The organism is Candidatus Krumholzibacteriota bacterium, from assembly GCA_016931295.1.
Classification (GTDB): domain Bacteria; phylum Krumholzibacteriota; class Krumholzibacteriia; order Krumholzibacteriales; family Krumholzibacteriaceae; genus JAFGEZ01.
In genome coordinates this window covers 94,918-113,574 of sequence record JAFGEZ010000047.1, presented here as the reverse complement: position 1 = coordinate 113,574, position 18,657 = coordinate 94,918, and the positions used below count along the sequence as shown (strand labels likewise).

The window sequence follows — 18,657 nt, the reverse complement described above, 5'->3', positions numbered from 1 at the left end:
TTCCCGCGGACGATCGGGAAATTCGTCGTCATACGATGAGTGCGAAGCGAGAGAACTTTCGAGGAGGTCTGGTGATGATGCGCAAGGTATTCGTGGGGGTCATATTCCTGGCGCTCGTTCCGGGGCTGGCCGTGGGAGGCACGCAGCCGTTCGAGAAGGTGGGGACCTACGCCGCCCAGTTCCTGAAGATCAACACGTCGGCGCGCGCGGCCGGCATGGGAAGCGCGTTCACGGCGGTTGCCAACGATGCGTCGGCGATCTACTGGAACCCCGCCGGGATGGTCGAGCTGAGCCGGACGCAGGTGACGCTCAATTCGGTCGTCTGGCCCGCCGACATCGACGTCTATTTCGCCGGCGCGGTCTTCACGACGCCGTACTTCCCCGGGACCTTCGGGATCAGCGCCCGGGCGCTGACGATGGATCCGCAGGAGGAGCGGACGATCTACATGCCGCAGGGGACGAACCGGTACTTCGACGCCGGCGACATGTCCTTCGGTCTTTCGTACGCGATGTACTTCACCGACCGGTTCTCGGCCGGCATCACGGCCAACTTCATCCACATGGGGCTGGCCGACAAGAGCGTCGAGACGATGGCCTTCGATTTCGGCCTGATCTACCGGATCGGCATCCAGGGGATGAAACTCGGCATGATGATCCAGAGCCTGGGCGCCGAGGTCGATTTCGACGACCGGTCCTCGAAGCTGCCCACGCTCTTCCGCGTCGGGCTCTCGGTCGACGCCTACCGGCAGGGTGCGCATGCGCTGCTCGCCGCCGGCGAGTTCTCCCATCCCTCCGACAACAAGGAACGGATGAACGTCGGCATGGAGTACGGATTCAACCAGTTCTTCTTCCTCCGCGGCGGCTACAACATCGAGTACGATTCGCAGGGCGTGGCCGGCGGCGTCGGGTTCCGGATCGATACGAGCCAGACCTCCGACATCGGGCTCGACTACGCGTGGGAGGATCTCGGATATCTCGGAAGCGCGCATCGTGTGACGCTGAACTTCAGCTACTAGGGAGCGGAGAGGGTCGCCGGAGGCCCGGATCGTCGATGAGGCTTGTCCGCATATTCCCGACCCTGATCGTGCTGGCGGCGCTGGGCGTGCCGCTGGCGGCCGGCGCCGATGAGGCGCTGACGGGCGAGGGGAAATTCGAGTTCTTCGTCGACGTCGCCTCCTTGCCGGTCCCGGGAGAGAAGACGCTCGAGCTCTTCCAGGTCGCGATCCCCACGAAAGAGGTGGCCTACCGCGAAACGGACGGGCGGTTCGAAGCCTCGGTCCGGATCCGGCTGACGCTCTCCCTCGAGGGAACGGTCGTCTACGACAAGGCATTCGGACTCCGCGACGCGCGGAGCGAGCGTCCCGTCGAAGACGACCTTTCCGGTTTCATCTACTTCACCGATTCCCTCCTCGTCGATCCCGGCCAGTACAGCCTCGACGTGACGGTCGAGGATCTCAACCGGCGGGAGAAGTCCCTCTTCGGGATGATCAAGGACCGCCACCTCCAGTCCGAGATCCGTGAGGCCGTCGTCGTCGTCGCCGATTTCGGAACGGACCGGCTCGCCCTGGGCGATCCCGTTCTCGTCTGGCGCTTCGAACCGGACGGCTCCTGGGTGCCGAACCCGATCCGGATCTACGGGCTCAAGAACGATACCCTTTCCCTGTTCGTCAGTGTTCTCGCGCCGCAGCGGTCGATCGGCGACTCGCTCGCCCTCGATTTCTACGTCGTCGACAGGCGCGGCGACGTGCTGGCGGAGGAGCGGGTCGAATCGGTCGTCGACGACCGCCGCAAGACGATCTTCGCGCGTTTCGACGTCAACACCTTTCCGGCGGATACCTATCGCCTCTTCGTCGACGCCTTTACCGGCTCGGGCGAGACCGCCTCGTCGGGAAAGGATTTCAGCGTCGCCTGGCAGCTCGTGAACTGGCGGAAACCGCGCCGCGACGTCATGACCGAGGCGCGAATCGTCCTGTCGGGAAGCGACTTCCAGATCTTCCGGCAGAAGAGCATCGGCGAGCAGGAGCAGATGCTCTCACGGTTCTGGCGCGAGAACGACCCGACGCCGTCCACCGCGTACAACGAGACGTACGAGGTCTTCCGCGAGCGCGTCGCCCGGGCGGACCGCACCTACGGCTGGATGCAGCGCGGCGCCCTTTCCGATCGCGGGCAGATCTTCATCCGGTTCGGGCCCCCGGACGAGATCGTCCAGCAGGTGCTGCCGAAGACGAGGGACGAGCTGGAATCGGCCATCGATATGCTCGAGGACGAGTTCCAGGTGGTCGTGTTCAGCTCGGCCACCGGTCCCGAGGCCGACGAACTCCGCCTGGTGGACAACCGGACCCGATCGCGGTTCTACCGCGGGTCGGAGGGACACGACACGGGCGGGTACGAGCTCTGGGTCTATACGGGAAACGGCGATCCGATCTTCAAGCGGGACATGCTCATGACGATACACGCGGGGCTGCGGTACCTCTTCATCGACAAGGACGGTGTGGGGAATTACCGCCTCGCGGCGGACTCGGAGGAATTTCAGGTATCAGAATGATACGTAACGAGTTCAGGCCTTTTTGCTTTCGGGATTTTCTATTGACAAGGGGGGACGCATAAACTATTTTATTGCAGTCGCGGTAATCACCGGGGTGGATGTCGCCCGCTCCGGACGCGGCCGCTTTCGCGAATGATCCGTCTCTGTGTTGATCGGTCAGACGTCAATACATCCGTCACTGCAAGGAGTGCGTCGTATGCTCAAGAGAAGCCCCTTTGCGGCAATCCTGATCGCCACCGTCCTGATGCTCGCCGTCGCGGGGCCGATCCTCGCCCAGGAGGAAGGTTCGGCCGTCCCGGTCCAGGAGTGGACGGTCCAGGCCGAAACCGATTCTCTCGGCACGGCCAAGGGAGATTCGGTCGCCATCGCGCGCAAGATCGATGACATGGTCGAGCGCGAGCGTCTCGGCTGGTTCTACAACCTCAAGCACAGCGGGATCGGAGAGAAGTACACCCAGGGCGGGATGTTCATGCACTTCCTCCTGATCGCCTCGGTAACGGGCATCGTCTTCATCATCGAGCGCCTCTTCACGCTCTCCCGCGCACGCACGAACGTGCGGCACCTCATGGGGGACGTCATCTCGACGCTGCGCTCGGAGGGCATCGACGCATCGATGAAGGTCTGCGAGCGGACTCGCGGCCCGATCGCGGCCATCCTGCACTCCGGGATGCTCCGTGCGAACCGCGGTCCCGAGGCCGTCAAGGAAGCCATCGAGACGGCCGGCGGGATCGAGACCTCGTTCCTCGAGCGCGGACTCGTCGCCATCGCGACGGTCGCGCAGGTCGCGCCGCTTCTCGGATTCCTCGGCACCGTGTCGGGTATGATCAGCGCATTCGCCTCGATCGCCGCCGCCGAGCAGGTCAGCGCGAAGGTCGTGGCGTCGGGTATCGAGGAAGCGCTCATCACGACCGCGACCGGTCTCATCATCGCCATCCCGGCCAGCATCGCTCACTCCTTCTTCGTCTCGCAGATCGACCGCTTCGTTCTCGAGATGGAGGAGGCTTCCAGCGAGCTGGTCAACGAACTGATCGAGATGGGTGCCGCCGGCGGACGGTAACCGCCGCGACGGAGAAAAGACATGATCAAGAAACGAAGCAAGGTCAGCGCGGAATTCAGCACCGCCTCGATGTCGGACATCAACTTCCTGCTGCTCATCTTCTTCCTGGTGACGACGATGTTCGCCGTGGAGAAGGGTCTGCCGATGTCCCTGCCGGGAAAGCAGTCGCAGACGGTCAAGTTGAAGCGCGACAACGTTCTGGCGATACAGGCGTTCGCCAACGGTTCGATCGTGATCCGCGGCACGGGTCCGGTCGGGCTGAGCGACATCAAGCCGATCATCGAGCAGAAGCTGATGGCCAATCCGAAGCTCGTCATCGTCATCGAGACCGACAAGCAGGCCGCGTACGGCCGGATGATCGACATCCTCGACGAGTTGCGGCTGGCGAAGGCGTCGAGGATCTCCCTCAGGACGCTGAGCGCAGAAGGCTGACGATACAGGAGCTGAAGCCTTGAAATTCGAACGAAGACAGACCGTCCAGAGCTCGATCCCGACAGGGTCGATGGCGGATATCATCTTCCTCCTCCTCATCTTCTTCATGGTGACCACCATCTTCAAGATGGAGGAAGGGCTGCCGATCAAGCTCCCCCGGGCCGATTCCGGGGCCGAGCTGGAGCGCGAGCGGCTGATGCAGATCTGGGCGGACCGGTACAACCGGATCAGCATCAACGACAAGCTCGTCCGTATCTCGAACATCCAGGCGCTCGTGACGAGGCGCTTCGAGGAGAATCGTTCGCTGATCGTCGCCTTCAACGTCGATCACCGGACGCAGTATCACCTCGTGTCCGACATCATCGAGGAGCTCAAGGAAGCGAACGCCGTCAACGTGACATTCGTCTCCGTCGGCGGCGACGAGGAATGACAACCGAATAAAGGGGTAGCAGGGTGGCCCTTGTAGCTGTTGCAAACGTAGAATTCAAGAAGGGATACAACCGGTATCTCCGCAACTCTCTGCTTGTGGCGATACTGATCCACTTCCTGCTCTTCTACTTCACGCCGCAATTCGAGTTCAAGCCGTACGTGCTCAAGGAAGAGTACTTCGAGGCCGTCGATCTTCCCGAGCAGTTCGATATCCCGCCTCCGCCGAAGGAGATCGCCCAGCCGGCGATCCCCATGGAGGCCGCGGAGGGCGAGGAGGTGGACGAGGAGGCGGAGATCGCGCCGACGAGCTTCGAGAGCATCGAGGACGTTCCGCCGCCGCCGCCGCCCGCGAGCGAGCAGGCCCAGGAGTTCTATGCCTTCGACGAGCCGCCGGTTTTGATCAAGTTCGTGAGCCCGTCCTATCCGGCCCTCGCGCAGCAGGCGGGGATCGAGGGGACCGTCCTGATCCGGGTGCTCGTGACCGAGAAGGGCGATGTGGCGGAAGCCATCGTCATCCAGTCGGACGTGACGCCGGCGATGGAGAAGGCCGCGATCGCCGCGGCGAAGAAGTTCCGCTTCAAGCCGGCGAAGCAGCGGACCGTGCCGGTGCCCGCGCACATGGCGATCCCCATCAGGTTCAGGATCCACGGCTCCTGACGCCGCGACACAGACGATACCGAGACGCCCGGTTCCGTGCCGGGCGTTTTTTTTGCCGTTTGGCTCGGGTTGGAGCCGCGATTTACGGTGGAGGGGGTTCGGCGGCTGTGATATACATGTGGAACAACGGCTTTCCGATTGAAACCTGCGGCGCCGCCGGGCCGTATTCCTGTTGAGCCCGGTCATGCCGACCGGTTGCGGGAACGCGATACGAAAGGTGTCGATGATGAAGCACACGGCCACCCGGGTCCCGGCCCTGATCGCCGGATTCTGCATGCTCGCCCTATTCGCCGCCGCGGGCGGCGCAGGCGCCGAAGGCCTCTCGCTCGACGAGTGCGTGAGGATCGCGCTGGCGAACAATCCGCGCATCGGGATCTCGGAGGAGAATTACCGCAAATCGGAAAGCAACCTCTTGATGAACTACGGGGGGTTCCTGCCCAGCATCGGAGTCGATTTCTATACCGGCCACCAGGTGTTCGGACCGTCGGCCTCGGTCCAGTTCGATGCGCAGGGGCGTCCCGTCCAGAACGAGGGATTCGACTACGAGAGCTACACGTTCCGGTTCTATTCGGACATCGCCCTCTTCGACGGCGGCGCCTCGATCGCGGGCGTCAGATCGGCGATGCGTTACCGCGACGCCGCCGGCGAACGCCTTCGCTACGAGAAGGATTTGCTGGCCGCGCAGGTGATCCGCGCATACTACGATCACGTGCGAAGCAGGAGGCTGGCGCTCGTGCAGGCGGAGGCGCTCGACCAGGCGAAGCAGAACCTCGACCGTTCCGAGGCGTTGCTCGAGGTGGGCTCGGCCACGCGGGCGGACGTCCTCAAGGCGCGCGTCCGCCACTCAAACACGCGGCTCGGCCTGATCCAGGCGCGGAACGCGGTCGAGCTCACGCGGGAGGACCTCGCGAAACTGCTCAATATGCGCGAAAGCCGCCAAGTCGCCGTCGACACATCCATGACGATCATGCTCGTCGAACCCGACGAGCAGGACGAGATCTCATTCGCTCTCGCGAACCGCCCCGACCTGCGCTCGCTCGGCCATACGATCCGCGCGACTCGGGCGGACGTCTCCGGCGCGAGAAGCGGCTGGCTGCCGACGATCGGGGCGAATTTCAGCTACCTGTGGAATGACCGCGAAATGGCCGACAACCTGAACTTCTTCAAGAACGAGTACCAGTGGAGCGTCACCGGGTACGTCTCGATCAATCTGTTCGACCGGTTCCGGACGGCCTCGAACGTGCGGACCGCCCGGGCGAACGAGCGTATCGCCGAGTACGACCTGGAGAACGCCCGTCTCGACGCGGTGCGCGAGATCAAGAGCCTGCTCTTCAGCATCCGCGAGGCCCGGGAGCGGATCGACGTGGCCACCGAGACGGTCGAGCAGGCGATGGAGGATCTCCGGCTCGCCGACGAGCGCTTCCGGGTCGGGGCGGGAACGATGCTCGAGACGATCGACGCGCAGGTGGCCCTCACGCAGGCGAAGGCGGACGTCATCGAGGCGAAATGCGATTACCTGATCGCCGTGGCCGATTTGTCGAGGGCGACCGGCCGCGAGAAGCACGAATGAGGGACCGGCGGTCCCGGGAGCGAGGAACATGCTGATCAAGGTCGAGCAAGTCAGGAAGATATACGAGGTCGGCGTGCAGCGGATCGAGGCGGTCGCCGGCGTCGATCTCGATATCGCCGAGAACGAGTACGTCGCCGTCATGGGGCCGTCCGGCTCGGGGAAATCGACGTTCATGAACATCCTCGGATGCCTCGACACGCCCACGGACGGGCGGTACTGGCTCAACGGGCAGGAGGTGAGCAACCTCAGCGACGACGATCTGGCCTACATACGGAACAAGGAGATCGGGTTCGTCTTCCAGACCTTCAATCTCCTGCCGCGTGCAACCGCTCTCCAGAACGTCGAGCTGCCGCTCATCTACGGTGGCGTGGGCGCGGCCGAGCGGCGCAGGCGCGCCACGGAGGCCCTCGATCGCGTGGGCCTCGGCGATCGTGCGCTGCACAGGCCGAACGAGCTCTCCGGCGGCCAGCGCCAGCGGGTCGCGATCGCGCGGGCGCTGGTCAACCGGCCGTCCATCATCCTCGCCGACGAACCGACGGGCAACCTCGACTCGAAGACGGGCCAGGAGATCATGCAGATCTTCGACTCCATCTACGCGGCGGGGAACACGATCGTGATGGTGACGCACGAGGAGCACATCGCGAAGCATTCGAAACGCGTGATCAGGCTCCTCGACGGCAGGATCGAGTTCGACAGACGGATGAACTGACCGCTCCGGGGGCGCCGGGGACGCTCCGATCGCGGACCGCGAAGGTAAGGGGGATCAATGAAGAAGCGGATCCTGATTTTCGCGGCGATCGCCGTGGTGATCGCCGTGCTCGTCATCGTCAATCTCCGCGCCCGGGGAGGGCGCGCCGTCTCCGTGCAGACGGAGGTCGTCTCGCGCAGAGACATATCGATGGTCATCTCGGCGTCCGGGTCGATCCGGCCGAAACGGCAGGTCGACGTCAGCGCGCGGAGCATGGGGAAGGTCACGCGCGTGGCCGTCGAGGAGGGCGACGTCGTCCGCCGCGGCCAGTTCCTGCTCCAGATCGATCCAATCCAGCTCGAGTCGATCGTGGGCCAGCTCGAGGCGTCCCTCTCGGCGGCCCGCGCCGAGGAGCGTCGCTCCTGGGCCCAGGTCCAGCAGGCGAAGAGCGACCTCGACCGCTCGGGGCCGCTCTCCGAGCGGGGCTATCTCACCGAGCAGGAGGTGGAGACGACGCGGACGGCGTACGAGGTGGCCGTCGCCGCCCACCAGGCCACGAAACACCAGATCGAGCAGTACGAGGCCAACCTGAAGAGCGCCCGCCACAATCTCGACGAGGTCACGATTGAGGCCGAGATGGACGGGATCGTGACACGGCTGAACGTCGAGGAGGGAGAGACGGCGATCATGGGGACGACGAACATCCCCGGCACCGTGCTCCTCACGATCGCCGACCTGTCGACGATCGAGGCGGAGGTCGAGGTCGACGAGACCGAGGTCGTCCACATCAATCTCGGCGACCGGGCCGAGATCACGCTCGACGCCTTCCCCGACACGACCTACGCCGGCGAGGTGACGGAGATCGGCAACAGCCCGATACTCTCCGCGTCGACGGCGGGACAGCAGGGGGTGGACTTCAAGGTGGTGATCACCGTCATCGATTCGATCGTCAGCGTCAGGCCGGGGCTCTCGGCGGACGCGGAGATCACCGTCGCCGAGAAGGACAGCGCCCTGACGATCCCCATACAGAGTTTGACGGTCCGGCGGCGCAAGGACATCGAGGCGCTCGCCGATTCGACCGGCGTCGACGCCGAGGAGGAGATCGAGGGCGTCTTCGTCGTCACGGGCGGCAGGGCCCGGTTCCGTCCGATCGATGTCGGCATATCGAGCCAGCAGCACTTCGAGGTCGTCTCGGGGCTCGATGAGAAAGAAGAGGTCGTCAGCGGGAATTTCAGGGCGATCAGGGATCTCGGCGACGGCCAGCGGGTGAAGGTCGCCCGGAAGGCCGCGAAGAGATGAAGGGCCGACCGGCGCTGCTGATCTTCCAGGGCGTGCGGATCGCGCTCGGCGCGCTCCGCGAGAACAAGCTGCGCACGTTTCTCACGCTCCTCGGCAACATCGTCGGCACGATGTCCGTCATCGCCGTCGTCTCGTTGATCGGCGGCATCGACGAGTACGTGCGGGAGGAGGTCGCCGACGAGGGGAGCAACGTCTTCACGATCGAGCGGATCAACTTCTTCGAGGCGATCACCGATCTCGACAGCTTTCTCGAGGCGATCGCCCGCAATCCGGTCATCCGCATGAGCGACGTCGAGCACGTGCGGGAGTCCGTTCACTCCGCCTCGCAGATCGGGGCGGCGGCCAGCGCGACTGACAACGTCGTCTTCGGAAACGAGACGGCGGAGGGGATCGCGATCAGGGGCCGTTCGGCGGAATACCCGATGATCGAGAAGGCGCCTCTCAAGGTCGGCCGCCACATCTCGCGGCTCGAAAACGAGCGGAGCGCCGCCGTCGCCGTGCTCGGATGGGAGGTCTACGAGCGCCTCTTCGGCGTACGGGAGCCGATCGGACGGAAGATCAAGATCGGCGGCAAGCATTTCCGGGTCATCGGCGTCGTCGAGGACATGGGCACGGTCATGGGAGAGTCGCGGAACCGCTTCGTCTACGTTCCGGTCAACGCCTTTCTCAAGCTGTACGGTGCGCGCACGTCGCTCGAGATCAAGGTGAAATCGGAGGACATCACCGCACTGGAGGACGCGATCGACGAGGCGACGATGGCGATGCGGATCCGCCACCGGCTGCGGCCGCTCGAGAAAAACGATTTCTCCATATCCACTTCGCAGCAGCTCGTTTCCCTGTGGGAGAAGATCTCGACCTCGATCTTCAACGCCTTGATCTTCATCGTCTCCATCGCGCTCGTCGTGGGCGGGGTCGTCCTCATGAACGTCATGCTCGTCTCCGTGACTGAGCGGACGAGGGAGATCGGGCTGCGCAAGGCGCTCGGGGCGCGGCGCTCGCATATTCTCTGGCAGTTCATCGTGGAATCGGTCACGCTCTCGATCGTCGGCGGAACGATCGGCATCCTGGTCGGATTCACGATCGCGGCGGTGATCTCCCTGCTCACGCCGCTGCCGTACCTGATCGCCCCGTGGTCGATCGCCGCGGGTCTGATCGTCACTTTCATGATCGGGCTGGTCTTCGGGACCTACCCGGCGGGCCGCGCGGCGGGACTCGATCCCGTCGTCGCGCTTCACCACGAGTAGGACGGCCATGCCGGAACGAACCGATTCCACGAACGGCGTCCTGCGGGGCCGGGGCGGCCAGGTGTGGCGGGAGAACGTCAGGCAGGCGTTCGAGGTCATCAGGACGCACCGCCTGCGATCCTCGCTGCTCATCGTCGGGGTCGCCATCGGCGTGACGACCGTCCTCGCGATGGTCACCGTTCTCACGGGGCTCGGGAAACGGATCGAGGGGGACATCCTCTCGGCCAACCGGCCCTACCTCTACATCACCCGCTTCGATCCGATGGAGGGCGGGGACGAACGGGATCGCCTGCGCCGCAAGCAGCTCACCCCGGAGGACGCCGCCGCCATCGCCGAACTCGGCACGGTGGACCGCGTCGACATCCAGATCGATCCCCAGAACATGCGGGTGCTCCGGTACGAGGGGGAGAGGACCAACCTGATGCAGGTGGTCGGCTCGACGCCCAACTTCGCCTATCTCTTCAGTTTGAATCTCGACGAGGGGCGGTTCTTCACCGATTTCGAGGTCGAGAAGAAGCGCCGTGTCGTCGTGCTCGGCTACGGTCCCGCCACGGATCTCTTTCCCAACCGTGATCCGGTCGGCAAGCGGGTCCGCATCGCCAACCACGAGTACGAGGTCGTCGGGACGATGCAGTCCCGCGAGCACATACTCGGCGCCATCGGCGACAACTTCGCCGTCGTTCCCTACACGAGCTACGAGAAGGATCTGTCGGGCCGGTACGACGATTACCAGATCGCCCTGACGGTGAAGCCCGAATTCACGATCGAAGAGGGCCGGGAGGAGACGATCGCGCTGTTGCGCGTCCTCAGGAAGGTCGCGCCCGGGGAGGAGAACGACTTCCACGTGACGACCTCCGAGACCTTCAAGGAGATGCTGGAGAACATCACGAAGGGAATCGCGCTCGTACTCGTCGTCATCTCGTCGATCGGCCTGATGGTCGGGGGGATCGGCGTGATGAACATCATGCTGATCTCGGTGACCGAACGGACGCGCGAGGTGGGCATACGCATGGCCACCGGCGCGAGGCGGAGCGACATCCTCACGCAGTTCCTCATCGAGGCCGCCACCCTGACCGGCGTCGGCGGTTTCATCGGGATCGTTCTCGGGCTCCTCGCCGCGCGGGGCGTCGCCAACCTCATCCATTTCCCCTACGCGGTTCCCTTCCTCTGGGTCATCGTGGCATTCGTCTTCTCCGCATCCATCGGGATCATCTTCGGGATGTACCCGGCGAACCGGGCGGCGAAGATGGATCCGATCACCGCCCTCCACTACGAGTGACGGGGGTGATTCGCGGTTGCCTCGGGCCGCGGACGCACCTATACTCGTATCGAGACGGTCATCATGTACCCGAGTTTCGCGGAGTCGAAGATGAGACGATCGATCCGGGTCGCGGCGGTCGCGGCCTTGCTCTCCATCGCGGCGGCGCCCCTCTCCGGCCAGTACGCTTCGCCGGAGCGGCAATCCGCGTTCGAGCTGCTCGTCGGGCAGCAGTACGATCCCGACGGCCGGACGGTGCTCGTCCTCGGCGCGACGGTGCCGTACCGGCGCCTCGTCTTCTTCAGGACGCCGGGCGGGTTCCGCGCCTCCTACCGCGTCTACATGGATCTCAGGGATCGAAAAGGCCGGCAGGTCCGCGGCGACGTCTGGGAGGAGGAGCTCGGCGTCGAAAGCTACGACGAGACGCGCGCCCCCGCCGTCCAGGCCGTCTCCCGCCGCACCTTCGACGTGCCGCCCGGCGAATACACGGCCCGCGTGACGATCGAGGTGATCGGCACCGACCGCCGATTCTACCGGGAACGGCGGATCAGGATGCTCGGCAGGAAGGAGGGGCGGCTCGAGCTCGGCGACCCGGTTTTCTACTCGCCGGTCGGCCCCGCCGCCGAACCGCCGCCGGGAGGCGAGATCGCCATCTCCGTCTGCGATCCGGAGGGGGATGGGCGCTTCGAGTCGAACAACGACGCCGTCTACGCCGGCCTCGACAGCTGGCCGCGCATCGCCCACGACATGATCATCCCCGATCCGACCGACGAGATCCGCGAGTACGTCATCTCCGTGCGGATCAGCGAATACCGCGGCCCCGCCATCCTCTACAGCCGGAAGCGCGGCGATATCACGCGCGGGGGACACGGGAGGATCTGTCTCGATCTCGGCACGGACCTCCTTCCGATCGGGGAATACACCGTCGAGACCGCCGTCGAGATCCCGGGGACCGACGAGCGCGTGACGACGAAGGGACGGTTCACCGTCGTCCTCGGCCGCGGCATCCTCGTCTCGCAGTTCGACGAGCTCCTCGATATCCTCTCCCTCTTCGCAAACGACGAGGAGATTGCCCGTCTCGCCGCCGCCGCGCCGGAGGAACGGATGGAGGCATGGCGCCGTTTCTGGCTCGCCCGGTCGGGGGAACGCGAAGGGCCCCACCCGGCCGACGAGGGGGAATTCCTTTTCCGGCTCCGCCACGTCATGCGCAATTTCTCGGATCACGGCGCGGGCTGGAAATCCGACCGGGGCAGGGTCTGGATGCGGTACGGCAGGCCGGACGACATCCGCGAGGGTTCGGACCGGGCGTACGGGCGGGGCTACCTGGCCTGGTACTACTTCAACTGGGACATCATGTTCCTCTTCGAGGACTCGATTGGCACGGGGGATTACAGGCTCCTCGAATCCCGCCCGATCTAGGAACGGGCGGCGATCGGCCATCTTCGCCGCGATCGGCGTGGCCGCCGCGATCCTCGTGGCGGGATGCGGCGCGGAGGAAGCGACCTCCGTCGTCAAGCTCGCCCTCGAGACGGAGCCGGCCACGGCCGATCCGGCCTTCGCCGTCGACTATTCCTCCGGGCTGCTGGCCGCCCTCGTCCACGGCGGTCTCGTCGCCTTCGACGAGGACGGCGCGCTCGTCGCCGACCTGGCGAAGAGCTGGCGCGTCTCGGCCGACGGGCTGACGTGGCGCTTCGTCCTCGCCGGACGGCGATTCGCCGACGGCACGCCCGTGACGGCATCCGCCGTCGCCGCCTCCTTCCGCAGGCTGCTTTCCCCCGACACAAGGTCGCCCCGCTGGTGGGTGCTCGCGCCGGTCGCCGGCGCCGCCGCCTTCCACGCGGGGGGCGCGTGGGAGGCGGTGGAAATCGAGGCGCCGGACGATTCGACGCTTTCTTTCCGGCTCGAGCGCCCGGCGGCGCACTTCCTCTCCCTGCTCGCGATGCCCGCCGCGGGAATCGTGTGTTCCCGGCGCGCCGACAGCCTCGGCGCCGCGTACGGCCGGGCGCCCCTGGGAGCGGGGATCTGGACCGTCGGCGCATGGCGGGAGGGGGACGAGGTCGAGCTTTCCCCCAATCCCTTCGGGCTGCCCCGTCCCATCGTCGGGGGCCTTGTCTTCCGGATCATCCCCGAGGCGATGACGCGCGTCGCCGAGTTCGAAGTCGGCGGGCTCGACCTCCTCGAGGTGCCCCGGGCGGAGCTCGCGATGTGGCGGACGGCCGGCGTCGATCTCCTCTCCTCCGAGGAGCTGCGGGTCGTCTACATCGGGCTGGCGCTCGAGCGTCCCCCCCTCGACGATCCGCGCGTCCGGCGGGCCCTCAACCACGCGATCGACGTCGAGACGATCATCGCCCGCATCCTCTTCGGGGCCGGCCGCCGGGCGAGGGGCGTCGTTCCCGCGGGGCTCCGCGCCTGGCCGGAGCAGGCGGAAGCCTATCCATACGATCCGGCGCGCGCGCGGCGCCTGCTCGCCGAGGCGGGGCTTTCGGACGGCTTCGAGATGGAGATCTGGCAGCGCGACAATCCCGAGGGCGGGCGGATACTCGAGAGCGTCCAGGGATACCTCGCCGCCGTCGGCGTGCAGGCGCGGCTCGTGACGCGCGAGTGGGGCGCCTTCAAGGAGGCGATCGCGAACGGCGCCGTCGACGCCTTCTACCTCGACTGGTTCGCCGACTACCCGGACGCGGAGAATTTCCTCGTACCCCTCTTTTATTCGGCGAACCGCGGAGGCGGAGGGAACCGGACGGGGTACGCGAACGCCGTCGTCGATTCCCTTCTCGACACCGCCGCCGCGGCGGCAAACGGCGAGCGCGCGAAACTCTACCGGGAAGCGGAGGAGATCGTCTACCGGGACGCGCCGTGGATCTTCCTGTGGTTTCCCCGCCGGTACGAGGTCGTCTCGCCCCGCCTCGAGGGCTACCAAATCCCCGTCATCTTCAACGGGCAGCGCTGGACAGGGGTCTCCCTGAAGGGGGTGGGCGGGTGATCGCCTATCTCGGCAGGCGCCTGCTGCACCTCGTGCCCGTTCTCTTCGGCGTCGTCACCGTCACCTTCCTGCTCCTGTACGTCGTGCCGGGCGACCCGGTGCTGGCGATCGCGGGGGAGCGGTACGACGAGGAGACGATCGGGGAGATGCGTCGCGACCTCGGTCTCGACCGGCCACTCGTCGTCAGGTTCGGCACCTACCTCGGCCGCCTCGCGCGTTTCGATCTCGGCGAGTCCTACGTGACCAGGCGGCCCGTCGCCGACGCGATCCGCGAGCGGTTCCCGCGCACCCTCGCGCTCGCGGCGAGCGCGACGGCCCTCGCCGTGATCGCCGGGACGGCGATCGGCGTCGTCGCCGCGTGGGGGCGGGCCCCGCTGCTCGGCCGGCTGCTCATGGGCGGATCGCTCGTGGGGGTGTCGATCCCCGTCTTCTGGCTCGGGCTGCTGCTGATCAACGTCTTCGCGATCAGGCTGTCTCTCCTGCCCCCGTCGGGATACGGCGGCGGATCGCTCCGCCACCTCGTCCTTCCCGCGCTCACGCTCTCCTTCGCCTCGATGGCGACGATCGCCCGTGTCACGCGGGCGGGCGTCCTCGACGCCATCGACGCCGAATTCGTCCGGACGGCCCGCGCCAAGGGGATGGGCGATCGGCTCGTTCTGCTCAAGCACGTCCTCCGGAATGCCCTCGTGCCGGTCGTGACGATCGTCGGCACGGATTTCGGCAGCTACCTCGGGGGGTCGGTCCTCACCGAATCGATCTTCGGCTGGCCCGGCCTCGGGCGCTACGTCGTCCAGGCGATCATGAAACGCGATTTTCCCGTCATCCAGGGCGCGGTGCTCTTCATGGCGGTCGTCTTCGTTTTCGTCAATCTCCTCGTCGACGTGAGCTACCGCCTGATCGATCCGCGGACGCGAGAGGGGGGAGGATCGTGACGGGCGAGCAGGCGGGGCTGTCCCGCAGGTTCCGCCGGCGTCCCGCCGCCGTCGCGGGGCTGTGTCTTCTGGCGGTCGTCCTGCTCGGCGCAATCTTCGCCGGACGGATCGCCGGCGGGGGCGGCGAGATCGATCTCGACGCCGCCCTGCGTCCCCCCTCGGCGGCCCACCCCTTCGGGACCGATCCCTTCGGCCGGGACGTCCTCGCCCGCGTCCTGCTCGGGGCGCGGCTCTCGATCGGCGTCGGCTTCGTCGCCCGGACGGTATCGGTTTTCCTCGGGCTGTTCTTCGGCGTGCTCGCCGGGTACGTCGGCGGCCGGACGGAGACGGTCATCATGCGCCTCGCCGACATCACCTTCGCCTTCCCGACGCTGCTCCTGCTCATCGCCGTCATGGCGGTCGTCGCGCCGGGGTTCCTCTCGCTGACCCTCACGCTCGGCGTCGTGGGCTGGGCGGCGACCGCGCGGCTCGTCCGCGCGCAGGTCCTCTCCGTGAAGAACCGCGAATACGTGCAGGCGGCGCGGCTCGCGGGCGCCGGGCATCTTTCGCTCGTCAGGCGGCACATTCTGCCGCAGTGCCTCTCGCCGGTCATCGTGGTGTACACGCTCGGGCTGGGCATGACGATCATGGCCGAATCGAGCCTCAGCTTTCTCGGGCTCGGCGTCCAGCCTCCCGCGCCGAGCTGGGGGCGCATGGTCTCCGGCGGGATCGTCTTCATGCGCGCGGCGCCCTGGCTGACCTTCTTCCCCGGACTCGTCCTCACCCTCACCGTCTGCTCATTCAATCTCGTCGGGGACGGGCTGCGCGACGCGCTCGATCCCCGGGGCGGGAAGCGGGCGGCCGCCGCGAAAGGAGTCGATCGATGAATGAGACGGTGGCGCTGATCTCGGCCTGCATCCGGGAGACGGAGAAGCGGCTGGGCCTCGACTGGCGTTTCAGCTGGTCGTCGATCGAGGTCTCCCCGGACGGGGAGATCGTCGTCTCGGTGAGCGTCCCGGCGGTCGCCGAGGCGGTCCGCGAACTCGGGGGCGGGGAAGCGGGCGGCCCCGGTTGGCGTCCGGGAAACGTTCCGGTGCGGCTGCTGCTGCTCGGCGACACCCCCCGCCGGCTCCAGGTGACCTCGAGCGTGGCCGATATCCGGCGCGAGCCGACCCACGCGGCCGAGCTCCTCACCCAGGCGATCATGGGCGAGGAACTCGTGCCGATCGTCGAGCGCGACGACTGGCATCTCGTCGTCCTGCAGGGGGGTTACCACGGATGGGTGCGGTCCTGGTCCGTCGCCGAGACAACGGTCGACCTGCTCGCCGACTGGCGCCGGCGGGCGGCGATGCGGATCGCCGCGCCGGTCGCCTACGTCCTCGCCGAACCGGTCGCGGGGAGCCTGCCCGTCGCCGACATCACCGCCGGTTCGGCGGTCGTGCCCGTGGCCTCGCGGGAGGGTTGGCGGGAGGTCGAGATCCCCGGGGGCAAGCGGGGATTCGTCGGCGAGGCGGATCTCGAGGAAGCGCCGGCGAACCCGCCGTCGCGCGAGGGGATCGTCGCGCGGGCCGCGCGATTCACCGGCATCCCCTACCTGTGGGGGGGGACGTCGGCGAAGGGATTCGACTGCTCCGGGTTCGTTTTGCGCGTCTGCCGTCTCGAGGGCATCGAGCTTCCGCGGGATTCCGACCGGCAGGCGGCCGCAGTCCGGCCGATTTCCCGCGACCGGCTCGAGGATGCGCGCCCGGCCGATCTCCTCTTCTTCGGCGAGGGCGAAACGGTGAGCCACGTGGCCGTGTACCTCGGCGGAGGGCGGTTCATCCACGCCTACGGCGACGTCCGGGTCAACGGTCTCCTGCCGGAGGATCCCCTCCTCGAGGCGAAACTGGCGGGAAGCTTGCTGCACGCCGGTGTCCTGCCGGCGCTCGATCGGCAGGCGGGAAATGCGGAGGATACCGGGCCGCGGCGGGACCCGACGCACCGGAAATAGTAAAAAAAGTGTTGACAGGCCTTTCCGGCTCAGTTAATTTTTCGCCCAAATAAATCAGGCACTGTCGTTCGAGCATCTGAAAGGGGGTTTCCTCGAACGGCCAGGGGACGGAAGCGGTTCTGCGGCGACGTTCGCAGGAGCCACACACCGGGAAGAACAGGAGAAGGGAGGAGCCGGCAACAGACGACACGGCGCCGGAAGGCGCACCGAAAAAAAAGTGCTATCGGGAAGTATCCGCACTCGTGCGGTGATATAGACTCTGCAACCTGGAAGGGTTCTTCCCCGAATGGAAGACGACTGACAGGAGGTTATCATGAAGAAGCTTCTGACTCTGATCCTGGCCGTGACGATCACGGCCGCGCTTGCGGCGCCGGCGATGGCGACGCAGTCCCGCCTGCGCGCCATGGGCGACGTGGGCAACTACATCGAGGACGACGCGAACATCTTTTCGTGGTACGCGACGCTGCCTTCCTATTCCAACCTCGTGCTCATCGAGCTCCAGAACGACGACATGGTCTGGGGCGACTACTGGATGAGCGACAACGGCGAGGGCGACTACGGCGACTGGGTCCGCGGGACCTACGGCCTCACCTACGCCCTGGGCGAGGACGGCCATTACGGAACGCTCGCCATGTTCTTCCAGGAGGGCGCATTCGGCATCAACCCCTTCAGCTCGTACTACGACATGTACGCGCCCTGGAGCGGTGCCTACCTCTTCAGCGACTGGCTCTGGGAGAAGTGGAACGTCATGTACGGCTACGCGATGGACGGCATGAGCTTCGGCCTGTACTTCGCGCGCGCCGACCAGATGTACAAGGAAGAGTGGACTGACGGCGAGGACGAGGAGAAGATGGCCTACACGACGATCGGCGTGGGCGCCCGCTTCGACATCGGCGACGACATGTACGCCGACCTCGCCTTCGACGTGTCGATGGGTTCGTATCTCGACAGCGAGACGTCCTACGGCGAGATCACCGAGGACGCCAACATGGCCCTCGGCTTCCGCGGCCGTCTCTTCTACGAGAAGAGCGAAACGATCACCCTCGTTCCCTACTTCAGCTACAAGATGTTCGACTTCAGCCTGCAGGCCGACAGCGCCGACTTCTACGATGACGACGAGTGCTACGGCTCCAAGGGCATGATGTTCGACTTCGGCGTCGGCGCCAACATCATGGTGAACGACGACAACCTGATCGTCTTCGCCATCGAGCCCTTCAAGTACATGAAGGGCGAGCCCTCCGACTGCCTCGGCGACTACTCCTTCGAGGGCTCCATCACCACGATGCCCCGCTTCCTGATGGCTCTCGAGAGCGACGTCAGGGACTGGATGACCTTCCGGACCGGCTGCTCGAAGTCCCTGGAGAAGTACGAGCTCACCGGTTCCGAGGGAAGCGACGAATACACCGAGACGATGACCTGGGCGCCCTTCGAGTGGTACCTCGGTCTCGGCTTCCACGTGGGCGATTTCGACGTCGACTGCGTGCTCAACAAGGAAGTCCCCTTCTCGATGGGCTACTGGCTCACCGGGTTCCGTCCCTACGAGGACGAGGAGACTCCCGTATGGATGATCTCCGCCAAGTACCACTTCTAGGGT

The 18,657-nt window shown here is 66.0% G+C and carries 17 protein-coding genes; all 17 read left to right on the top strand.

All coding sequences use genetic code 11. The features are described 5' to 3' along the window. Positions 1-74 precede the first annotated feature (74 nt). The 17 genes from JW876_12115 to JW876_12035 all read left to right on the top strand — a co-directional run bounded on the left by JW876_12115 (position 75) and on the right by JW876_12035 (position 18,654). Entirely contained in the window at positions 75-1,016 is a 942-nt protein-coding gene (locus tag JW876_12115; GenBank protein MBN1886252.1) for a PorV/PorQ family protein, read from the top strand. Positions 1,017-1,051: 35 nt separating this feature from the next. Next, on the top strand, positions 1,052-2,545 hold the full coding sequence (locus JW876_12110; GenBank protein MBN1886251.1) for a GWxTD domain-containing protein: 1,494 nt from the start codon (positions 1,052-1,054) through the stop codon (positions 2,543-2,545). A gap of 196 nt (positions 2,546-2,741) precedes the next feature. Continuing rightward, positions 2,742-3,602, top strand: coding sequence for a MotA/TolQ/ExbB proton channel family protein (locus JW876_12105; protein ID MBN1886250.1), 861 nt, complete (start codon positions 2,742-2,744; stop codon positions 3,600-3,602). 21 nt (positions 3,603-3,623) lie between these two features. Next, entirely contained in the window at positions 3,624-4,034 is a 411-nt protein-coding gene (locus JW876_12100) for a biopolymer transporter ExbD (protein ID MBN1886249.1), read from the top strand. Between the two features lie 70 nt (positions 4,035-4,104). Then, a complete protein-coding gene (locus JW876_12095; protein ID MBN1886248.1) occupies positions 4,105-4,464 on the top strand; it encodes a biopolymer transporter ExbD in 360 nt (119 codons plus the stop codon). A gap of 23 nt (positions 4,465-4,487) precedes the next feature. After that, the gene (locus JW876_12090) at positions 4,488-5,120 is read left to right on the top strand and encodes an energy transducer TonB (protein ID MBN1886247.1); all 633 of its coding nucleotides are present in this window, start codon (positions 4,488-4,490) and stop codon (positions 5,118-5,120) included. Positions 5,121-5,343: 223 nt separating this feature from the next. Next, positions 5,344-6,690 (top strand): TolC family protein, encoded by a 1,347-nt coding sequence (locus JW876_12085; GenBank protein MBN1886246.1) that lies wholly within the window; start codon positions 5,344-5,346, stop codon positions 6,688-6,690. A gap of 31 nt (positions 6,691-6,721) precedes the next feature. After that, positions 6,722-7,399 carry an ABC transporter ATP-binding protein gene (locus tag JW876_12080; protein MBN1886245.1) on the top strand — a complete coding sequence of 226 codons (678 nt, stop codon included), beginning with the start codon at positions 6,722-6,724 and terminating at the stop codon, positions 7,397-7,399. A gap of 57 nt (positions 7,400-7,456) precedes the next feature. After that, positions 7,457-8,677: an efflux RND transporter periplasmic adaptor subunit gene (locus JW876_12075; GenBank protein MBN1886244.1), complete on the top strand. Its 1,221-nt coding sequence runs from the start codon at positions 7,457-7,459 to the stop codon at positions 8,675-8,677. Further along, a complete protein-coding gene (locus JW876_12070) occupies positions 8,674-9,921 on the top strand; it encodes an ABC transporter permease (protein MBN1886243.1) in 1,248 nt (415 codons plus the stop codon). The genes JW876_12075 and JW876_12070 overlap by 4 nt, the downstream gene beginning before the upstream one ends. 7 nt (positions 9,922-9,928) lie before the next feature. Continuing rightward, positions 9,929-11,200, top strand: a complete 1,272-nt coding sequence (locus tag JW876_12065; protein MBN1886242.1) for an ABC transporter permease — start codon at positions 9,929-9,931, stop codon at positions 11,198-11,200. 90 nt (positions 11,201-11,290) lie between these two features. After that, positions 11,291-12,598, top strand: coding sequence for a GWxTD domain-containing protein (locus JW876_12060; protein ID MBN1886241.1), 1,308 nt, complete (start codon positions 11,291-11,293; stop codon positions 12,596-12,598). A 37-nt stretch (positions 12,599-12,635) separates the two neighbouring features. Continuing rightward, a complete protein-coding gene (locus JW876_12055; protein ID MBN1886240.1) occupies positions 12,636-14,162 on the top strand; it encodes an ABC transporter substrate-binding protein in 1,527 nt (508 codons plus the stop codon). Continuing rightward, positions 14,159-15,094, top strand: coding sequence for an ABC transporter permease (locus JW876_12050; GenBank protein MBN1886239.1), 936 nt, complete (start codon positions 14,159-14,161; stop codon positions 15,092-15,094). The genes JW876_12055 and JW876_12050 overlap by 4 nt, the downstream gene beginning before the upstream one ends. After that, positions 15,091-15,960 (top strand): ABC transporter permease, encoded by an 870-nt coding sequence (locus tag JW876_12045; GenBank protein MBN1886238.1) that lies wholly within the window; start codon positions 15,091-15,093, stop codon positions 15,958-15,960. The genes JW876_12050 and JW876_12045 overlap by 4 nt, the downstream gene beginning before the upstream one ends. Further along, entirely contained in the window at positions 15,957-17,063 is a 1,107-nt protein-coding gene (locus JW876_12040; protein MBN1886237.1) for a C40 family peptidase, read from the top strand. Before JW876_12045 ends, JW876_12040 begins: the two co-directional genes overlap by 4 nt. A gap of 313 nt (positions 17,064-17,376) precedes the next feature. After that, complete coding sequence (locus JW876_12035) at positions 17,377-18,654, top strand: hypothetical protein (GenBank protein ID MBN1886236.1); 1,278 nt, start codon at positions 17,377-17,379, stop codon at positions 18,652-18,654. Positions 18,655-18,657: the final 3 nt, after the last annotated feature.

What these genes read in the sequence shown, in the direction of transcription:
- JW876_12060 (MBN1886241.1), top strand. Translation starts at nt 11,291, where the DNA reads ATGAGACGATCGATCCGGGTCGCGGCGGTCGCGGCCTTGCTCTCCATC.
- JW876_12095 (MBN1886248.1), top strand. Translation starts at nt 4,105, where the DNA reads ATGGCGGATATCATCTTCCTCCTCCTCATCTTCTTCATGGTGACCACC.
- JW876_12040 (MBN1886237.1), top strand. Translation starts at nt 15,957, where the DNA reads ATGAATGAGACGGTGGCGCTGATCTCGGCCTGCATCCGGGAGACGGAG.
- JW876_12115 (MBN1886252.1), top strand. Translation starts at nt 75, where the DNA reads ATGATGCGCAAGGTATTCGTGGGGGTCATATTCCTGGCGCTCGTTCCG.
- JW876_12070 (MBN1886243.1), top strand. Translation starts at nt 8,674, where the DNA reads ATGAAGGGCCGACCGGCGCTGCTGATCTTCCAGGGCGTGCGGATCGCG.
- JW876_12100 (MBN1886249.1), top strand. Translation starts at nt 3,624, where the DNA reads ATGATCAAGAAACGAAGCAAGGTCAGCGCGGAATTCAGCACCGCCTCG.
- JW876_12105 (MBN1886250.1), top strand. Translation starts at nt 2,742, where the DNA reads ATGCTCAAGAGAAGCCCCTTTGCGGCAATCCTGATCGCCACCGTCCTG.
- JW876_12085 (MBN1886246.1), top strand. Translation starts at nt 5,344, where the DNA reads ATGATGAAGCACACGGCCACCCGGGTCCCGGCCCTGATCGCCGGATTC.
- JW876_12065 (MBN1886242.1), top strand. Translation starts at nt 9,929, where the DNA reads ATGCCGGAACGAACCGATTCCACGAACGGCGTCCTGCGGGGCCGGGGC.
- JW876_12110 (MBN1886251.1), top strand. Translation starts at nt 1,052, where the DNA reads ATGAGGCTTGTCCGCATATTCCCGACCCTGATCGTGCTGGCGGCGCTG.
- JW876_12075 (MBN1886244.1), top strand. Translation starts at nt 7,457, where the DNA reads ATGAAGAAGCGGATCCTGATTTTCGCGGCGATCGCCGTGGTGATCGCC.
- JW876_12035 (MBN1886236.1), top strand. Translation starts at nt 17,377, where the DNA reads ATGAAGAAGCTTCTGACTCTGATCCTGGCCGTGACGATCACGGCCGCG.